This is a genomic window from Pirellulales bacterium (assembly GCA_036267355.1).
Lineage (GTDB): Bacteria > Planctomycetota > Planctomycetia > Pirellulales > DATAWG01 > DATAWG01.
Map to the genome: position 1 here is coordinate 28481 of DATAWG010000058.1, position 17295 is coordinate 45775.

A 17295-nucleotide genomic window follows, 5' to 3' on the forward strand; every position below is an offset into this window, starting at 1 on the left:
ATTGCCAACCCGTCCTCCTGGCCTTCCCTGGGTCCGCCCCGCAACAAACCCTTCGCCCCGCCCCTCCGCCCCGACCCATGATCCTGCTGATCGACAACTACGATTCCTTCACCTACAACCTCGTGCAGCGGCTCGGCGAAATCGATCCGGCCCTCGATCTCGAAGTGCATCGCAACGATCAGATCACGATCGACCAGATCGAAGCCAAGAACCCGTCGCATCTGATCATTTCGCCCGGCCCCTGCACGCCCCGCGAAGCCGGAATTTCTTGCGAAGCCGTGCGGCGATTCGCCGGCAAGCTGCCGCTCTTGGGCGTTTGCCTTGGCCATCAGGCTATCGGCGATGCCACCGGCGGACACATCGTTCGCGCCCGCCGGCTGATGCACGGAAAGGTGGATCTGATCCATCATCATGGCCGAGGGCTCTTTGTCGGGCTGCCGAATCCGTTCGAAGCGACGCGCTACCATAGCCTCGTGATCGAGCCGGGCACGCTTGCCGACGATTATGAAATCACCGCCTGGTCCGAATTGCCGGAGGGGGGCCAAGAAATCATGGCCGTCCAGCATAAGCGCTGGCCGGTGTACGGCCTGCAATTTCATCCCGAGAGTTTTCTGACCATCGTGGGCACGGACATCCTGCGCCGCTTTCTGGAAGTCAGACCCACGTCGTTTCTCGACATCTCTCCACACGCCGCAGCCGCCGCCGGCCAACACCAAGCCTCCCCGCAACACGCGCTGCACATTCAAACCCTCGACCCGTCCTTCGATCCAATCGAAGAATGATCCGTCGTCTTCACTCGCCCCTAGTCCCTCGCCCCGCGCCCCTATCCTTGCTCTCCGTCCTCGAAGCTCGCCGGCTCGTCTTGCAGCACAGTCGATCGATGTCGGCCGTGCGGATGCCGCCGTCCGATTGCCTCGGGCTCGTGCTTGCCGAAGAGATCACGAGCGACATCGATTCTCCTCCGTTCGACAAATCGATGGTCGACGGCTATGCCGTTCGCTCGGCCGACTTGACCGGCGGCCACGGCCAACTGGAAGTGATCGAAGAGATTATCGCCGGCGCGACGGCCCAAAAAACCGGCGAACCGGGCCAATGTTGGCGAATCATGACTGGCGCCCCGATCCCCGCCGGCGCCGATGCCGTCGTGATGCACGAACGGACGACATTCATTGAATCGGACGTTGCATCCGGGCGGCATGCCGATGCGGGCGCCGGTTTCGGCCGATTGGGCCGCGTGCAAATCGCGGAGCACAAATTCCGCGTTGGGCAGAATATCATGCGCCGCGGCGCAGCGATGCGCCGCGGTGATGCGCTCTTGTCGCCGGGCCACACGATGCGGCCGATCGAAATCGGGCTATTGGCCGAAGTCGGGCGAACCGAAATTACTGTGATCGATCGCCCGAGCGCGGCAATCTTGTCGACGGGCAATGAACTTGTTCCGCCCGATCGCCTGCCCGCCGCCGGGCAGATTCGAAATTCCAACGGCCCGATGCTCGCGGCCGCGATCCGCGCCGCGGGCGCGACGCCCGTCGAGTTGGGAATCAGCCGCGATGAGCCCGCCGCGTTGCGCAATGCGCTCGGCGAAGGATTGCGAAGCGACGTGTTGATTATTTCTGGCGGCGTATCGGCCGGCGCATTGGATCTCGTGCCCGGCTTGTTGCAAGAGCTCGGCGTCGTGGAAGTGTTTCACAAGATCAATCTCCGCCCCGGCAAGCCGCTCTGGTTCGGCAGCCACGCGCGCCCGACTTCGTCTGCCTCGTCACTCGGCCCTCGCCCCTCGCCCCTCGCCCCTTCTCTCGTCTTCGGCCTTCCCGGCAATCCGGTGAGCAGTCTGGTCTGCTTCGAGTTGTTCGTTCGGGCGGCGTTGGCTCAACTTGCAGGCCGAACCGTTTCCGAAGCGCTTGCGACCACTCGAGCGCGGCTGTCGACGGGGTTCGTTCAGCACGGCGATCGGCCGACGTTTCATCCCGCCGTGGTTTCATCGCAGCGCGCGGCATTGACGAGCGATCCGACGATTGTGCCGCTACGATGGTCGGGCTCGGCCGACTTGCGCGCGCTCGCGTCGGCGAATGCGCTGGCGATATTTCCGCCCGGGGATCGGGAATTCACCGCCGGCGAAGAAGTCGAAATATTGCCTCTTTTCCCGTGATTTCTCGGCATTTGTGCCGCAGGCGCGCCGAGTCCAGGGTGCCATGGCCGCCGCCCTGAGCGGGCATGTGAAGCGGCGGCGATTCGCGGCAAGAACACCGGCGGCTCGCGCCTTGCCGCTAACTTCCGCAACGGGCATCAGTGCGCGGCAAGGCGCTCGCCGCCGGTTCGTCGATGTCCGCGAGACGCTGTGCCTCAAAACAGTCAGAGCCCCGCAGGTTGCAAGCAACCCGCGGGGCTCTTTCTCGTCGTATCGTGCAGAGCGCCGCTCAAGGGAGCGGGCCGTGCGTGAAGCGTCCTAGCGCTTGGCCTTCTTCTTGGCCGACTTCTTGGACTTCTTCTTCACGCCGACCGCCTTCTTCTTGGCGGCCTTCTTCTTCTTGGCCACAGATCGTCCTCCCGTTTGGGGTTCCGGTGAGTTCGACGCGCTGCGTGCGATCCAACGTTGGTTCGTTTCAGCGAGTCTGCTTCACCACAAATCAAAAAACGTTTCCATCCTTGAAGCCCTCGACAGAGCGTGCACTCATTGCCTCGCGTGTCGTCGAGCTTGCTCCACTGCGCGAGTGGAAGCTTACTTCGTGTAGTTGTACGAATTCTTGCAAATTGTGCAACACGACTTGCGCAGAAATTTTTCGAATCGCGCGCGGCGCGCCACGATTGCTTCGCGCAGCTGCGCGCTGCGCGCGATCAGCGAGCGCGCAAACGCGAGACGTTCTTCAGTAGATCGCGATCGTCGTGCCGTCGCGCATGTGCGCGCAAGGCTGCGCCGCGCGCTGCTCGATTCCGAAGAAGGCGCGCCGCGCTGGCGAGCGCGAGCGAAGATACAACCATCGCGAGAACGACCCGCGCGCAAAACTCGGCGCGCGCGGTTCTCGCGCCCAGCCCGACAACATTTCGCTCCACGCTGCCGACCAATGGCGGCGCTGAATGTGAATCGGATCGAAGCCGTACCACGCTCCGCGGGGCCGAACCGTGCGCAATCCGTGCCGTGCGGCCAGTTCCTGCAAGCCCGCGTCGAGCTGTTCCGTCCGAGAAAATGCGTCGTTTCGACTCAATCGGCAGCCGGGAAACGTGCACGAGCGCATGAGCGAATAGCGCCACTCCGAGAGCGCCATGACCGTCTCGGTCGGCGGCAGTGTCAGCACGATCGGCACAGTTCTTTCCGCACCGCTGTTTGCATTGCCGGCCACTGCATCGATCGTCGACAACCGCGCGATGCATTCGTCGATCCAACCGAGAATCGACTCGACCGAGGCGCCGTAGACGATGTCGTTGCCGATGTCGGTGATCAGGGCCGCGGTCGGCGCCCGCGGCTGCGCGGCGAGGGCGTCCCACAGTCCGCATTGCAGAATGCCCGGTAGCGTGCGTCCCAAAACGCCGCTGGTCATGCCATACGATCGGCCATGGCCGAGCGCTGCGATAATTTCCAGCGGCGCGCCCAACACGTTCGTCGCCGTCTCGACGACCGTCGATATGCCGCGCGTCAGATTGCTTGCACCGAGCAACACGACGCGCCGCGGCGCGATCGAATTCTGCGGCGCGCCGGAGAGCGACGCGTCCGTGAATGGCGCTGATGTAAGCGGCGCCATGTTCGCATTACCATCGTCCGCCATAGCCGCCGCCTCGGCCTTGAAACGATGCCAACGTCGAATAACTATCGTATGCCAGATAGCCGAACATCAGCGCGAGCCACCAATCCTGCAATCGCACACCGGCATAAATCGCCACGGTCACGGCCACCACGACCGAAACCATCAGCGCCTTCGGCAGCGCCTGCGGCATGCGCAGCTCGCTGAGCAGCTCGTAGCAGACATGCCCGCCATCCAACGGCCAAACCGGCAATAGATTGATCAGGCCCCACCAGATGTTGACTTCCAACAATTGGAAGATCAGCATCATCAGGTTTATGTTCGGCACCGAGCGAAAGTGCTCATAATCGAAACCGAAATTGATGCCGAGTGGTTTGCCGAACGAAAACATCACCGGGTAGCCCATCGCTCGGGCCAGCAGTACGGTCAATGCCGCCAGCAGAAAACCCGCCGCGGGGCCGGCAAGAGAGATCGCAATCTGCTTGCGCGGATCCTGCTGCCGGGCCTGATACATGGCCAACCCGCCGAACGAGTAGAGCAGAATCGACGGCCGCCAACCGAAGCTGCGGATCATCAGCGCGTGCCCCATCTCGTGAACCAGGATCGAAACGAACACGACCACGACCCACATCAACATGAATTTGGGCTCGCCCTGCAACGGGCCGAGCAACGCCGCAAGCAGCCAGAAATATGGATGCACTCGCACCGGCACGCCAAGCAGCCGGAAGTTCAGATCGTAAGGCGTAGTGGGCCGATCGCCGAGGAACACGCTGCTTCTCCGCGCGAGGAAGGAACAACACCAAAGACATTTTACCACGGAGGACACGGATCACACGGATGGAGAAGGCAAACGCGGAGCGCGAATGTCTGCTCCATCTTATCCGTGCAATCCGTGTCATCCGTGGTTTCGAATCATGGGAATAGTGCCAGCGGGGCTCGCTCGCTACTTCGCCGATTCCACGACTTCGGCGGTGTTGATCGTCACCGGTTTTTTCGGGCGGTCGTTGGCGTCGATCGGCGTATTGCCAATCGCTTTGACGACGTCGAGGCTGGCGGCGTCGGCGGTGCGGCCGAATGCAGTGTATTGGTTGTCCAAGTGCGGCACGCGCTCCAAGCAGATGAAGAATTGCGAGCCGGCCGAATCCGGATCGCTCGTGCGGGCCATCGACACCACGCCCGGCTCGTGCTTGGTGGCATTGAATTCGGCACGGATGTTGTAGCCCGGGCCGCCGGACCCCGTCCCTTCCGGGCAACCCCCTTGGATCATGAAACCCTTGATGACGCGGTGGAAGCCGAGGCCGTTATAAAAGCCGATCTTCGCCAGCGCGAGCATGTTGGAGCAATGCCCGGGCGCGACATCGGGGAGCATGTCGAGTGTGATTTTGCCGAGCGTCGTGTCGAGCACGATCTGATATTTCTTTTTCTTGAAATCGAGCGTTTTTTGAGCGGCGTCGACTTCAGCCTTGCGTGATTTGGCCATGAGAGACATTTCCTGGGATCGAGAGCGTGCGAAATTGACGAGGCTGAATGAAGCGTAGCAGAGGAGAGGGGCGAGGGGCTAGGGGCGAGGGAAGCAGCGTGCCCACCGGTTTCCCGGCTTGCAGCCCGCTTGCGGTTTCGCGCGTTGCACCAGACGCGCGAAACCGCCAGCGAACTGCCGACTCCAACGTGCGTTCATCTCCGTCCCCTAGCCCCTCACCCTAGCCCCTCACCCTAGCTTGTATCTCCGCGAGGCATTCGCTTTTGTAAATGCGCGATTGTTCGAGCGTGTCTCGATCGCGAATCGTCACGGTGCCGTCGCTGAGCGTTTGGCCGTCGACGGTGATGCAGAACGGCGTGCCGGCTTCGTCTTGGCGGCGGTAGCGGCGTCCGACGGCTCCCTTTTCATCGTAGAACACGTTGTAGTGGGGCTTGATCGCGCGATAGATTTCTTGGGCGATCTCCGGCATACCGTCTTTCTTCACCAGCGGAAAAACGGCCGCCTTCACCGGCGCGAGCCGCGGATGAAACCGCATCACCACGCGGGATTGCATCTTGCCGCTGTCGTCGGGCGCCTCGTCTTCGGCATAGGCCTCGCAAAGAAAGGCCAGCGTCGCGCGATCGGCGCCCGCCGACGGCTCGATGACGTGTGGGATGTAGCGCTCGTTGGTCAGGTCGTCGCGGTAGCTCAAATCTTTTCCGCTGCCGCGATGCCGCGGCTTGCCCTCCGCATCCAATTCGACGACCAATTCATTTCCCTTGCGCACCAGCTTGCCTTGCATGTGGCTGCGGAGATCGAAATCGCCGCGATGCGCGATTCCCTCGAGCTCGCCGAATTCGCCGCTGGGTAGAAAAGGAAACGCATATTCAATGTCGGCGGTGCCGCAGGAATAATGCGAAAGCTCTTCGGGCGAGTGCTCGCGGAGCCGCAGCCGCTCACTCGCCAGGCCGAGATCCGTGTACCAGCGGAATCGGCGATCGCGCCAATAGCGATACCACTCGGCCGATTGGCTCGGATGGCAGAAGAATTCGATTTCCATTTGCTCGAACTCGCGCGAGCGGAACGTGAAATTGCGCGGCGTGATTTCGTTGCGAAAGCTCTTGCCCATCTGCGCGATTCCGAACGGCACCCGCAGCCGCGACGAATCGAGCACGTTCTTGAAATTGACGAAAATGCCTTGCGCCGTTTCGGGGCGGAGGAAGGTTTTCGACTCTTCGCTCAACAGCGCGCCGACGTAGGTTTCGAACATCAGGTTGAATTCGCGCGGCGGAGTGAGCGTGCCGAGTTCTTTGGCGTCGGGCCCGAGGACTTGCGAAAAATCGGCGACCGTGGTGAGCGAAACCAGATCGCCTTCCCAAGCCAGGCCTTCGGCATCCTTGCCGCGGAGATTGAAAAACTTGAGCGCCCGCTGCTGCGTTTCGGCGAGGGCTTCTTCGCCATTTAATTCCGTGGCCACAAAGATTCGCTGGCCGCGGTGCGTGAGCCAGCGGCCGCGGACCTGGTCGTGCCGGTAGCGGCGTTTCGATTGTCGGCAATCCACCATGAAATCGTGGAACAGATCGTAGTGGCCCGAGCATTTCCACACCTGCGGATGCATGAGGATCGTGCAATCGAGGCCGGTCATTTCATAGGCCGAGGGAGCGCCGCTCGGCGGAGCCAGATCGTCGTGCGCGGCGACCATGTCGCGCCACCACGATTCCTTGACGTTGCGCTTCAATTCGACGCCCAGGGGACCATAGTCCCAGCAGCCGTTCATGCCGCCGTAGATTTCGCTCGATTGGAAGATAAATCCGCGGCGTTTGCAGAGCGAAACCAGCTTTTCCATTTCCATCTGAGAATGCACCTTTGTCGGACGTCAAATACCAAAGCCTATTCGATTCGCCAAGCGGCCAGATCCAGTTCCGGAACGACGCGGAGCAAATCGAGCTTTGCCGCGTCGTCGATATCGCGATCCAAATGGATCGCCTTCAGATTGCGGCCACCCTGCGTGTTGCGCAACTCGGCAGCCAGCGTGGCCGGCAAGCCGGACGACTGGCCCCCGACTGCCTGCCTCCACGCCGCGCGGGCAATGCGAGCTTGATCGTTCTGGGCCATTTCGTCAATCGCGCCGCTCTCGATTAGCCGGTCGATGGCAGCCCCGGCGAAGAGAACGTCCTCGCGCGTGATCTTGCCCCGAGTTCCCGCGCAAAGCATGTGGACCGCTCGCGCGCCCGACGCTTGAATCGCTTCGCACACCGCAGTGCGATTGACCATCGCCCCGACGAGCACCCGGCCGGCTTGGCGGCAACGGTTCATGGCCCGCGTGCCGTTGGTGGTGGTGAACACGACCGTTCGGCCGCCGACGGTATCGGGCCGGTATTCGGCCGGCGAATTGCCCAAATCGAATCCCGGAATCGGCAGTCCTTCGCGTTCGCCCCCCAACACGGCTTCGCCTGGCGGCAATTTGGCCGCGATCCGCCGAGCTTCCTCCACCTCGAGGGCGGGAATGACGGCCCGCGCTCCGGCGGCAAGCGCGTGGCAAATCACGGTCGAGGCGCGCAAAACATCAATGACAACCACCGTGCCGCCGGCCAACTCTTCCGGCGCGACAAGGTCGGGCAAAAAATGGGCTGCGAGAGCGGTTTGCATCGCTTGATGATACGTATGGGCGTTCGGGTCGGGAAGCGGCTTCCAATAGCCGCAACGCGCCAAACCGCAAGCGATCGGCCACCCCGGTTAGAAATCTGTCCGCCATGCGGTTACACTCGTGGCGGCAGCATTCCCCTGTCCCCTCACCCTCACCCTCATCCTGCCGCTGTGCCCGTCGATAAATCCAACGACCGAATTCAGCACATGTTCGGTGAAATCGCGCCGCGCTACGATTTCCTGAACCATTTGCTGTCGCTGGGAATCGATTTGCATTGGCGGCGGCAGACGGTGCGGCGAGTGCGGCCGGAAGGAACGGCGCCGGTGCTGGATCTCTGTGCCGGAACGGGCGATTTGGCCCTGGCGTATTTTCGGCATGGCCGCGAGGCGGCGCCGATCGTGGCGGCCGATTTCTGCCCGCAAATGCTGGCCATCGGCCGCCGCAAGGGAATCCGCGCCGGAGCCGCGGATCGATTGACCTTTGTCGAGGCCGATGCGCAGCAGTTGCCGTTTCCGGACAACGAATTTCAGATCGTGGCGGTGGCGTTCGGGCTGAGAAACATTGCCGACACCGACCGCGGGCTGCGGGAAATGGTGCGCGTTTGCCGTAGCGGCGGCCGAGTTGCCGTGCTTGAATTTGCCATGCCCCAGCGGCAGCCGTGGCACGGAATGTATCGCTGGTATTTTCGCAGCGTGTTGCCGCGGATCGGGCAATTGTTCGCGCGACACGGCAGCGCGGCGTACAAGTATTTGCCCTCCAGCGTCGGCGAGTTTCCCAGCGGCCGGCAGTTGGCCGAGCGCATGGAGGCGGCTGGGCTGACAGACGTGGAAATTACGCCGCTGACGTTTGGAGTGGCGATGCTGTATGTCGGGAGGAAGGGGCGAGGGACGAGGGACGAGGGGCGACGCAGTCGCTCGGTCGATGTCGGTTCGAGTGGATGAACTCATATCATGGATCAAGAGCAGAACCAGCGGATTTTGGTGCTGGGCATTACCGGCGCGAGCGGGGCGGGTTATGCCGTGCGGCTGTTGGACGTTCTTTTGGCCGCCGGCCGCGATGTGTACTTGTCGATCAGTCCGGCTGGGCGGGCGGTGATCAAGGAAGAGCTTGGTGCTACCGTGGATCTCGACGATTTCGATGCGGCGAGCTTGAGTTCGACCGGTCTCGGCTTCGGGGAGTGGAGGGCGCCGGCCGATGCCGGCATCGAGCGGCCGCCCGGTCGGATTCATTATTGCCACTACCGAGATTTGATGGCGCCGATCGCCAGCGGCTCGTTTCTCACCGCTGGAATGGTCGTGTGCCCTTGTTCCGGAAGCACGCTCGGGGCGATCAGCCATGCCATGGGCACGAACTTGATTCATCGCGCAGCCGAAGTGCATTTGAAGGAGCGGCGAAAATTGGTTCTCGTGCCGCGTGAAACTCCACTGTCGCTCGTTCAATTGGACAACATGCGCCGAGCGGCCGAGGCGGGTGCCATTGTGCTGCCGGCCAGCCCGGGATTTTATCATGCCCCGGCAACGATCGCCGATCTGATCGATTTCGTGGTCGGCCGAATTTGCGATCAACTGGGCGTCGAGCAAAATTTGATCCAACGTTGGGGCGAAGGCGCGGAGAAGAAGAACGTTCAGTAGTAATTGAGTACCTTTAGCGCAGCGCGACGCGCGAAACCGCAAGCGAGCCACCATCTCGCACGGCATGGAATCTCGCTTGCGGTTTCGCGCGTCCCCCGTGTCCTAACCCCTCACCCTCACCCTCACCCTTCCGCATGCTCCCCCGCGTTCGGCAGATCCTCGAGATGATCCGCTTCAGCCATACGCTGTTTGCGCTGCCGTTTGCGCTATTGGCGGGCGCGATGGCTTGGAGCCGCAACGCGCGGCAAGAACCGCCGCTGGCATGGCGATGGAGCGAATTGGCCGGAATATTGGTGTGCATGGTGGGCGCGAGAAGCGCAGCCATGGCGTTCAATCGATTGGCAGACGCGAAGATCGACGCCCGAAATCCGCGCACTGCCGCGCGGCATTTGCCAAGCGGAATTCTGACGCGCTCGAGCGTGGCGGCCTTTGCGATCGGCTGCTCGGCACTGTTCGTCGCCGGCACGCTGTTGTTCTTGCCGAATCGATTGCCGCTGCTGCTGGCGCTGCCGGTGCTGTTGTTCTTGCTCGGCTATAGCTATGCCAAGCGCTTCACGGCCCTGGCGCATTTTTGGCTCGGCGCGGCGCTGATGCTCGCGCCGATTTGCGCGTGGATCGCGATCCGTGGGCAAGCGGTGATGCAGAAGCCGGCCGATCTACTGCCGGCGATCGTGCTGGGCGGCGCGGTGCTGTTGTGGGTCGCCGGGTTCGACATGATCTACGCCTGCCAGGATGAGCAATTCGATCGCGAGGCGGACCTGTCGAGCGTGCCGGCGCGATGGGGCATTCCAGCGGCGCTGCGGATCGCGGCCGCCTGCCATGCCGGGATGATCGGCCTACTGGCCTTGTTGCCGCTCGTTTATAATCGCTTTGGCGCGATTTATTGGGTCGGCGTCGCGGCAGTGGCGGTGCTACTGATTTACGAGCATCGCCTCGTTCGGCCGGATGATCTGACCCGGGTAAATCGAGCGTTTTTCAACGTGAACGCCATCGTGAGCATCGGTTTATTGCTGATCGGAATTGCGGATCTAACATTAGGCCACTGACGCGCGAAACCGCAAGCGAGCGTCGGCTCCTCCACCCTCACCCTCACCCTCACCCTCACCCTCACTCTACTTCATGTCCCCTCTCTCCGAAATTCGTGCCAAAGTGGAAGCCGGCCAACGGCTATCGGTCGACGACGGGATGTTTCTTTATGGCCCCCAGGTGCATCTCAACGACTTGGGCGAGTTGGCGAACCTCGTGCGCGAGCGGAAGAACGGCAATCGCGCCTACTACAACATCAACACGCATCTGAACGCAACGAATGTTTGCGTCTATCGCTGCATTTTCTGCGCGTTTCGCTCTGACTTACGGGATCCGAAGGGATACCTGATGAGCGACGAACAGATTCTTGCTCGCGGACAAGAAGCGGTCGACGCCGGTTGCACGGAAATGCATATCGTCGGCGGGCTGCATCACCAGAAGAAATTCGATTGGTATCTAAACCTGATTCGCACGCTCCACGACGCCTATCCGCAATTGCATCTCAAGGCCTGGACGGCGGTGGAGATTCATTGGTTCACGCACCTCACCGGTCGATCGATTCGCGAGGTGCTCTGCGAGCTGCGCGACGCCGGCATGGGAAGCTTGCCCGGCGGCGGGGCGGAAATCTTTCATCCCGAGGTGCGCGACGTAATTTGCGAACACAAATCCGACGCCGGCCGTTGGTTGGAAATTCATCGCACGGCCCATTCGCTCGGCCTGCGCTCGAACGCCACGATGCTCTACGGCCATATTGAAAACGCCTTCCATCGTATCGACCATCTGATTCGGCTGCGCGAATTGCAAGATGAAACCGGTGGTTTTCAGACGTTCATCCCGCTTGCCTTTCATCCGGAGAACACGAAGCTCAGCCATATCAAGAAGCCGTCGGTCTTGGCCGACCTGCGAACGATGGCCGTAAGCCGGCTGATGCTCGACAATTTCGATCATTTGAAGGCGTATTGGATCATGCTGGGCATCGGCACCGCGCAGACGTCGCTGGCCTATGGGGCCGACGATCTCGACGGCACGGTGCGGCATGAACTGATCTATCACGACGCAGGGGCCAAGACGCCGGAGATTTTGTCGGTCGAGGACATTCGCCGGCTGATTGTCGAAGCCGGCCGCGAACCGATCGAGCGCGACACGCTGTATCATCGGGTCGAGCGCGAAGGGAGCCGCTGGGCCGCCGCGGAGCCGATCCTCGTGGGGAGCAAATAGTCTCGCCGGATTGAAATTCACCCACTTCGTTCTTTCCTATGCCTCGACGTACAGTGGAACTCGTGTTGCCGGAGTTGGGCGTCGGCGAAAATCCGATTCTGGTCGGGCAGTGGTTGGTGGAAACGGGGCGGGATGTCATCGAAGGGGACCGGCTGCTCGAGATCATTGCCGCGAGCGCGACGGTCGACTTGCCGGCGCCCGCGAGCGGAAAATTGCGCGAGATTTTCGTCGGCGAAGACGATCGCCTCGCAACGGGGCAGGTGCTTGGCGTGATCGAATCGCGCGACGATAACGACGAGACGTGAGCCACAGTAAATGCCGATGCAGATCGATGCCCATCATCATTTCTGGCGATACGATCCGATTCAATACCCGTGGATCGACGAGGCGAAGAGCCGGCTGAAGCGCGATTTTCTTCCGGAGCATTTGACTGCCGAGATCGCCCCCTTGGGGATGGATGGCGTGGTGAGCGTGCAGGCGCGGCAAACGCTCGAAGACACACGCTGGCTTTTGGATCTGGCCGAGCAAAACGAATTCATACGCGGCGTGGTTGGTTGGGCGCCGCTGGTTTCGCCGCGCGTGGCCGACGAGCTTGGCCCGCTGGCGGAGCGCAAGAAGCTGAAAGCCGTGCGGCATGTGCTGCAAGATGAACCCGATCCCGAATTCATGCTCCGCCCCGAGTTCGACAATGGCATCCGCGCCTTGGCGCGGTTCGGCTTGGCATACGACCTTTTGATCTTGGAGCGGCAATTGCCGCAAGCGATTCGGCTGGTGGATCGGCATCCGTCGCAACCGTTCGTCGTCGACCACATTGCCAAGCCGCGGATCGGTGAGGCAATTCTTTCGCCGTGGCGCGAAAATATTCGCGAATTGGCTCGGCGGCCGAATGTTTATTGTAAACTCTCCGGCATGGCCACGGAGGCCGATTGGCAGCGCTGGACGCCCGAGCAACTGCGGCCCTATTGCGAGGTGGTGCTCGAAGCGTTCGGCCCGCGGCGAACGATGTTTGGCTCGGATTGGCCCGTTTGCCTGCTGGCATGCGGCTATCGGCAATGGCACGAAGTTGCGAGCGATTTCATCGCGGCCTTATCCTCGGCCGAGCAACAGCAGATCAAGGGCGAAACGGCGATCGCGGCGTACAGACTGGCAGCGAGTTGAAAAGGGGGCCTGGCTCCGAGCCCAAGAGCGGGTCTGCGGCAATCTGGACGTTGCGTCTCGGTGCCTGTCCCCTTTTTCAACGGACCACGTGCGATTGACGAACCCTTAATCAGATTTCAAAAGCTCCAACTTCTATGAACCTACAGAAATTCAGCTTTGGCATGGGCGATCGGTTCATGCATCAGGGGAAGGCGCAATTGGCGGCCGTGAGGAAGGCTCGCGACTTGGGCGTCGAAGTCGCGCCGGTGTGGAACAAGTCGCACCGCGAGCATCGCATCGTCGGCAGTGGTCCGGAGAGCCTCCGCAGGGAAGCCGACTTGGCGGTCCGGGCGCTCGGCTGGGATGGCCCCTATTTCGTCGACGCCGATCACATCGGTCTGAAAACCGTCGACGACTTTTTGGCGTGGTCCGATTTCTTCACGATCGATGTCGCCGATTCGATCGGCCAGCCGGCCGCCGATGCCGAGATCGAGCGGTTCGTCGCGGCGCAAGCGCGCTTCCATGGCCGGGTGGCGGTTCCTGGAATCGAGCAACCGCTGCTGGCCTCGCCGCGCGATCTTGCCGCGATCGGTCGCAAGTATCTGGCTGCCGCGCAAGAGGCCGGCCGGATCTACCGGCACATCGCGGCGGCGAAGGGCGTCGGAAATTTCGTCGCCGAAGTGTCGATGGATGAAACCGACGAGCCGCAAACGCCCGTGACGCTGCTTTTTATTCTTGCGGCGCTCGCTGCGGAAAAAGTTCCGCTGCAAACGATCGCTCCCAAATTCACCGGGCGATTCAACAAAGGGGTCGACTATGTCGGCGACGTGGCCCGCTTCGAGCGCGAATTTGCCGACGATATTGCCGTGATCGCCTTTGCCGTCCGCGAGTTTGGCCTGCCGGCCGATCTCAAGCTCAGCGTGCATTCCGGGAGCGATAAGTTCTCGATTTACGGCCCCATTCGCCGAACGCTCCGCCGCACCGGCGCGGGCCTGCATCTCAAGACGGCCGGCACCACGTGGCTCGAAGAACTGATCGGCCTCGCGGTCGCTGGTGGCTCGGCTTTCTCGACGGTCAAGGAAATCTACCGCCAGGCGCTCGATCACATCGATGCTCTCTGCGAACCCTACGCCGCGGTGATCGACATCGATCGCCGCAAGCTACCGGCGATCGAAGAAGTGGCAGACTGGAGCGGCGAGCAGTTCGTCGGCGCGCTAAGACACGATCCGCGTTCGCCGCGCTACAATCCGCATTTGCGGCAACTTTTGCACGTCGGCTACAAGGTCGCCGCTCAGATGGGCGATCGCTATTATCGTGCGCTCGAAATCCACGAAGCGATCATCGCCGAAAACGTTACCGAAAATCTCTTCGAGCGTCACTTGCAGCCGCTTCTGCTCGCGAAGGATTGAGGGCCGAGCGAAGCTTAAGCTCGAACTGCAGACCGCCTGCCAATTTCAGGCCGCCCGCCGGTGGTCTTCCGCCGGGTTCTTCTCCTCCGTGCCGGGCGACTGCCGCACGTCAGTTGGGGTGGTCTCATACGGCCGCTGGAAGTTCAGCAAATAGATGCAGCCGCCGATCATTCCGCCGGCGATGGCCACTAGAAACCAAAGCAGGCCGAGTGTGACGCCCAACTCTTCGCTCACCCCATATGAAGCCAACATCCAGGCCAAGCCCCCCTCGCGCAGGCCCACGCCGCTGATGCTCAACGGCAGCATGGTCAGCAGCGAAACGGCCGGCACGGCAACGCAATACACCGCCAGCGGAATGGCCAGCCCGATGGCATGCCCGATCTCGGCCACCATCAACACGTTCAATCCCTGCACCGCCAGACCCCAGCCGATCGACCGCCGCATCACTTCCGGCCGATCGTGATATGGCATCAATTTCGCCGCTAGCCCCGCCAAGCGGCCGTTCGCGGGGAGCAAACCGGCCAGCCATTTCCACAAACGTAGCCCGAGCGAAACGGCCAAAAGCGCCGCGGCCAAGAGCGCGACTCCCACGAGCGCTGCCGGCACAAGCGACCATGAGAACGTTCGAGCCGCCAGCGCGGTGGCCCCGATCACGCCCAAGCCGATCAGCCCTGCCGCCCGATCAGCTAGCACGGTGCATGCGCCGAGCATCCGGCCAGCCGTATTCGGCGCGAGCCAATAAGCCTTCAACACATCGCCGCCGATCGACGAGGGCAGACATAAATTGAAAAACATCCCCTCGAAGTACAACTGGATGAATCGCAGCCGCGAATAATGGAAACCGAGCGGCCGAGACAATTCGGCCCATCGCCACGCGCTGGCCACCTGAGCGCACAAGAAAATGCCGAGCGCCGCGGCCCAATGCTGCCAGGCCAATCCTTGGATCGCTGCTTCGACCGGCTTCCATTGCGTGTGCTGCATCAGATAGCCGACCACTGCCGCGCCGGCCGCGACACGCAGCCAAAAGATCCATCGTCCGCGTCCACTGGAGCGGATGTTTTTTTCGACGAGAGCCGAATCGTCATTCAACGATGACACGGTTGCGCTCCATTCTGCTGAGATGACATGGAATTTCGCTCCGCCACTCGTGAAGCCACCCGGTCGCCCATGGAAGGAGCAACAAGTTTTGCCGATCGGCCCACGAGCACCATGTCGCCGCGGCGGCCGAACCGCGGCTCGCGGGCAACGATTTCAAGGTCTGCCGGCGCCAGAGCCTTGAGTTGCTCGAAGCCTTCGGGATCGGTGGCGACCAAGGAATTCTGCTCGTTCGCAAAGAGTGCCGCGGCGTCATTGGCCGTGGCAAGTTCCTCGACCTTTCGATCGGCGTAATACACCAGGCCGACAAACGCCAGGCGAAACTGCCCGAGCCGCGACGGTTGCTCCGGTATTTTTTGCAGGAATTCGGCGAGCCGCACGCCATTCTGTTCCTGGCTCAACGGCGCCGCCAATCCGCCGAGCAACAACGCCAATAGCAACGCCGAGCTCGCGGCCATGCTCGCCATCGCCATGCACGGCGATCGCCGCCGCTCGAAAATCCACGCTGCAATTGCCCCTGCGATCGGAATCAATCCGATCCAACCAAATTTCACGGCCTCTGGATTCATCGCCTGCGGAAGCCAATGCCTGACGGTCAAAATCGAGGCCGACAGCACCGCTCCCGCTAGACCGAGGGTGATCCAGACGGCCGACAGCCGCCGCACGCGGGCCGTCTGAAAATCGGCGATCCAGTCGGCGATCCACCACCCGACCAAAACCGCGAGCGCCGGATAGGCCGGAAGAATGTAGTTCGTCTGCTTCGTTCCACAAATCGAAAAGAACAGGATCCACGTCGCCGACCAAACGAGCATAAGCCGGCACGCCGTGGCCGCGGGGCCATCATGCCGCATGCGCCTCATGGCGGCCGCCAACGCCGCGGGCAAGAGAAGCGACCATGGAAAAAAACATGCCAGCAGCGTCAATGGCGGAAACAGCAGCCAGCCGTGATGTCCTTCGCGAGGTTCCAGGAACCGCTGCACATTGTGGTTCCAAAAGAATTCATGCCACCACTGGCCGTGCGTGCGAATTGCCACGCATGCATACCACGGCAGCGCGACGGCCAGCACCGTCAGCACGAGCGTGAATGGCCGCATCGCCAGCGCGGCGGCTGGAAAGTCGGCCGCGAGCCGCCGCAGATGCCGAAATATCAGCTTGGCGAAGTACGGCAGTTGATTGCCGAGATTGCCGAATTCGGGCCGAACCGGCGGCCGCGATGCGGCGCCCATCCGAGCGCCTGCCTGTTCGCGCGATTGCAGCCGTAATCGAGAACCTTCAAGCCACACGAACCCGCCGATGGCAGCCACCGGCAACACGACTCCGACCGGCCCCTTGGCGAGCACTGCCAATCCCATCGCGGCATAAACCGCGACGAACGACCACCACCCGCGTGGCACCACGGTTGAAAACGCTGCACTGCTGGGCAAGCCAGCAGCGGCAGCCACCATGCCGCGCGTTTTCTTGCCGACACCCATGACATACGCCAATAGCGCTGCGGTGGTGCAGAAAATCAATGTCGAGTCGGGAGTGGCCAGACGGCCCGCGACCGCGAACATCCAATTCGTTGCCATCGCCAAGCCGGCCCATAGTCCGACCTCCGGCCGAAACAGCCGCCGGCCCAAGTGATAGGTCATCAGGCAGGTGCCCAATGCCAACAGCGCCGAGGGAAGCCGTGCCGCCAGTTCGGTCGTGCCCAGCAGTTCATACGAGATCATCGCCAGCCAATAGAACAACGCCGGCTTATCCGGCCTCAGGCGAAAATTGAACGTCGGCACCACCCAATCGCCGCGGTCGAACATTTCCTGTGCGCAGCGGGCGTTTTTCGATTCGTCGTCGTCCCAAAGCCGCGGCCTGCCGAGACCGCCGAAAAACACCACCGCGGCGATGATCGCGACCAAAGCTTGGTGGCGGAACATGAAGGGGTGAGGGTGAGGGTGAG

Annotated in this window: 16 protein-coding genes; 9 read left to right on the forward strand and 7 right to left on the reverse strand. The window is 61.9% G+C overall.

The genetic code is table 11. From position 1 onward, the window contains the following. Positions 1-77 precede the first annotated feature (77 nt). Positions 78-782: an aminodeoxychorismate/anthranilate synthase component II gene (locus VHX65_09270; GenBank protein ID HEX3998725.1), complete on the forward strand. Its 705-nt coding sequence runs from the start codon at positions 78-80 to the stop codon at positions 780-782. Between the two features lie 47 nt (positions 783-829). Further along, a complete protein-coding gene (gene glp, locus VHX65_09275) occupies positions 830-2149 on the forward strand; it encodes a gephyrin-like molybdotransferase Glp (GenBank protein HEX3998726.1) in 1320 nt (439 codons plus the stop codon). Positions 2150-2864: 715 nt separating this feature from the next. Here the strand turns inward: glp and VHX65_09280 are convergent. The 5 genes from VHX65_09280 to VHX65_09300 form a co-directional block, all read right to left on the reverse strand. After that, complete coding sequence (locus VHX65_09280; protein HEX3998727.1) at positions 2865-3737, reverse strand: hypothetical protein; 873 nt, start codon at positions 3735-3737, stop codon at positions 2865-2867. Positions 3738-3744: 7 nt separating this feature from the next. Continuing rightward, on the reverse strand, positions 3745-4506 hold the full coding sequence (locus VHX65_09285) for a site-2 protease family protein (GenBank protein ID HEX3998728.1): 762 nt from the start codon (positions 4504-4506) through the stop codon (positions 3745-3747). Between the two features lie 174 nt (positions 4507-4680). Next, the gene (locus VHX65_09290) at positions 4681-5217 is read right to left on the reverse strand and encodes a peptidylprolyl isomerase (GenBank protein HEX3998729.1); all 537 of its coding nucleotides are present in this window, start codon (positions 5215-5217) and stop codon (positions 4681-4683) included. Between the two features lie 220 nt (positions 5218-5437). Further along, on the reverse strand, positions 5438-7042 hold the full coding sequence (locus tag VHX65_09295) for a glycine--tRNA ligase (GenBank protein ID HEX3998730.1): 1605 nt from the start codon (positions 7040-7042) through the stop codon (positions 5438-5440). Between the two features lie 44 nt (positions 7043-7086). Continuing rightward, on the reverse strand, positions 7087-7845 hold the full coding sequence (locus VHX65_09300) for a 2-phosphosulfolactate phosphatase (GenBank protein HEX3998731.1): 759 nt from the start codon (positions 7843-7845) through the stop codon (positions 7087-7089). Positions 7846-8013: 168 nt separating this feature from the next. Between VHX65_09300 and ubiE the strand changes: the two genes are divergently transcribed. The 7 genes from ubiE (at position 8014) to VHX65_09335 (ending at position 14264) form a co-directional block, all read left to right on the forward strand. Further along, a complete protein-coding gene (gene ubiE, locus VHX65_09305; GenBank protein HEX3998732.1) occupies positions 8014-8784 on the forward strand; it encodes a bifunctional demethylmenaquinone methyltransferase/2-methoxy-6-polyprenyl-1,4-benzoquinol methylase UbiE in 771 nt (256 codons plus the stop codon). A gap of 9 nt (positions 8785-8793) precedes the next feature. Next, entirely contained in the window at positions 8794-9474 is a 681-nt protein-coding gene (locus VHX65_09310; protein HEX3998733.1) for a flavin prenyltransferase UbiX, read from the forward strand. 134 nt (positions 9475-9608) lie between these two features. Next, positions 9609-10520: a UbiA-like polyprenyltransferase gene (locus tag VHX65_09315; protein ID HEX3998734.1), complete on the forward strand. Its 912-nt coding sequence runs from the start codon at positions 9609-9611 to the stop codon at positions 10518-10520. A gap of 73 nt (positions 10521-10593) precedes the next feature. Continuing rightward, positions 10594-11718 carry an aminofutalosine synthase MqnE gene (gene mqnE / locus VHX65_09320; protein ID HEX3998735.1) on the forward strand — a complete coding sequence of 375 codons (1125 nt, stop codon included), beginning with the start codon at positions 10594-10596 and terminating at the stop codon, positions 11716-11718. A gap of 38 nt (positions 11719-11756) precedes the next feature. Continuing rightward, a complete protein-coding gene (locus VHX65_09325; GenBank protein ID HEX3998736.1) occupies positions 11757-12023 on the forward strand; it encodes a lipoyl domain-containing protein in 267 nt (88 codons plus the stop codon). A 10-nt stretch (positions 12024-12033) separates the two neighbouring features. Continuing rightward, entirely contained in the window at positions 12034-12876 is an 843-nt protein-coding gene (locus tag VHX65_09330; protein ID HEX3998737.1) for an amidohydrolase family protein, read from the forward strand. A 134-nt stretch (positions 12877-13010) separates the two neighbouring features. Then, entirely contained in the window at positions 13011-14264 is a 1254-nt protein-coding gene (locus VHX65_09335; protein ID HEX3998738.1) for a tagaturonate epimerase family protein, read from the forward strand. Positions 14265-14309: 45 nt separating this feature from the next. Here VHX65_09335 and VHX65_09340 read toward each other — a convergent pair whose 3' ends face one another. After that, the gene (locus tag VHX65_09340) at positions 14310-15362 is read right to left on the reverse strand and encodes a lysylphosphatidylglycerol synthase transmembrane domain-containing protein (GenBank protein ID HEX3998739.1); all 1053 of its coding nucleotides are present in this window, start codon (positions 15360-15362) and stop codon (positions 14310-14312) included. Next, positions 15350-17272, reverse strand: coding sequence for a glycosyltransferase family 39 protein (locus VHX65_09345; GenBank protein ID HEX3998740.1), 1923 nt, complete (start codon positions 17270-17272; stop codon positions 15350-15352). Before VHX65_09345 ends, VHX65_09340 begins: the two co-directional genes overlap by 13 nt. Positions 17273-17295 lie beyond the last annotated feature (23 nt).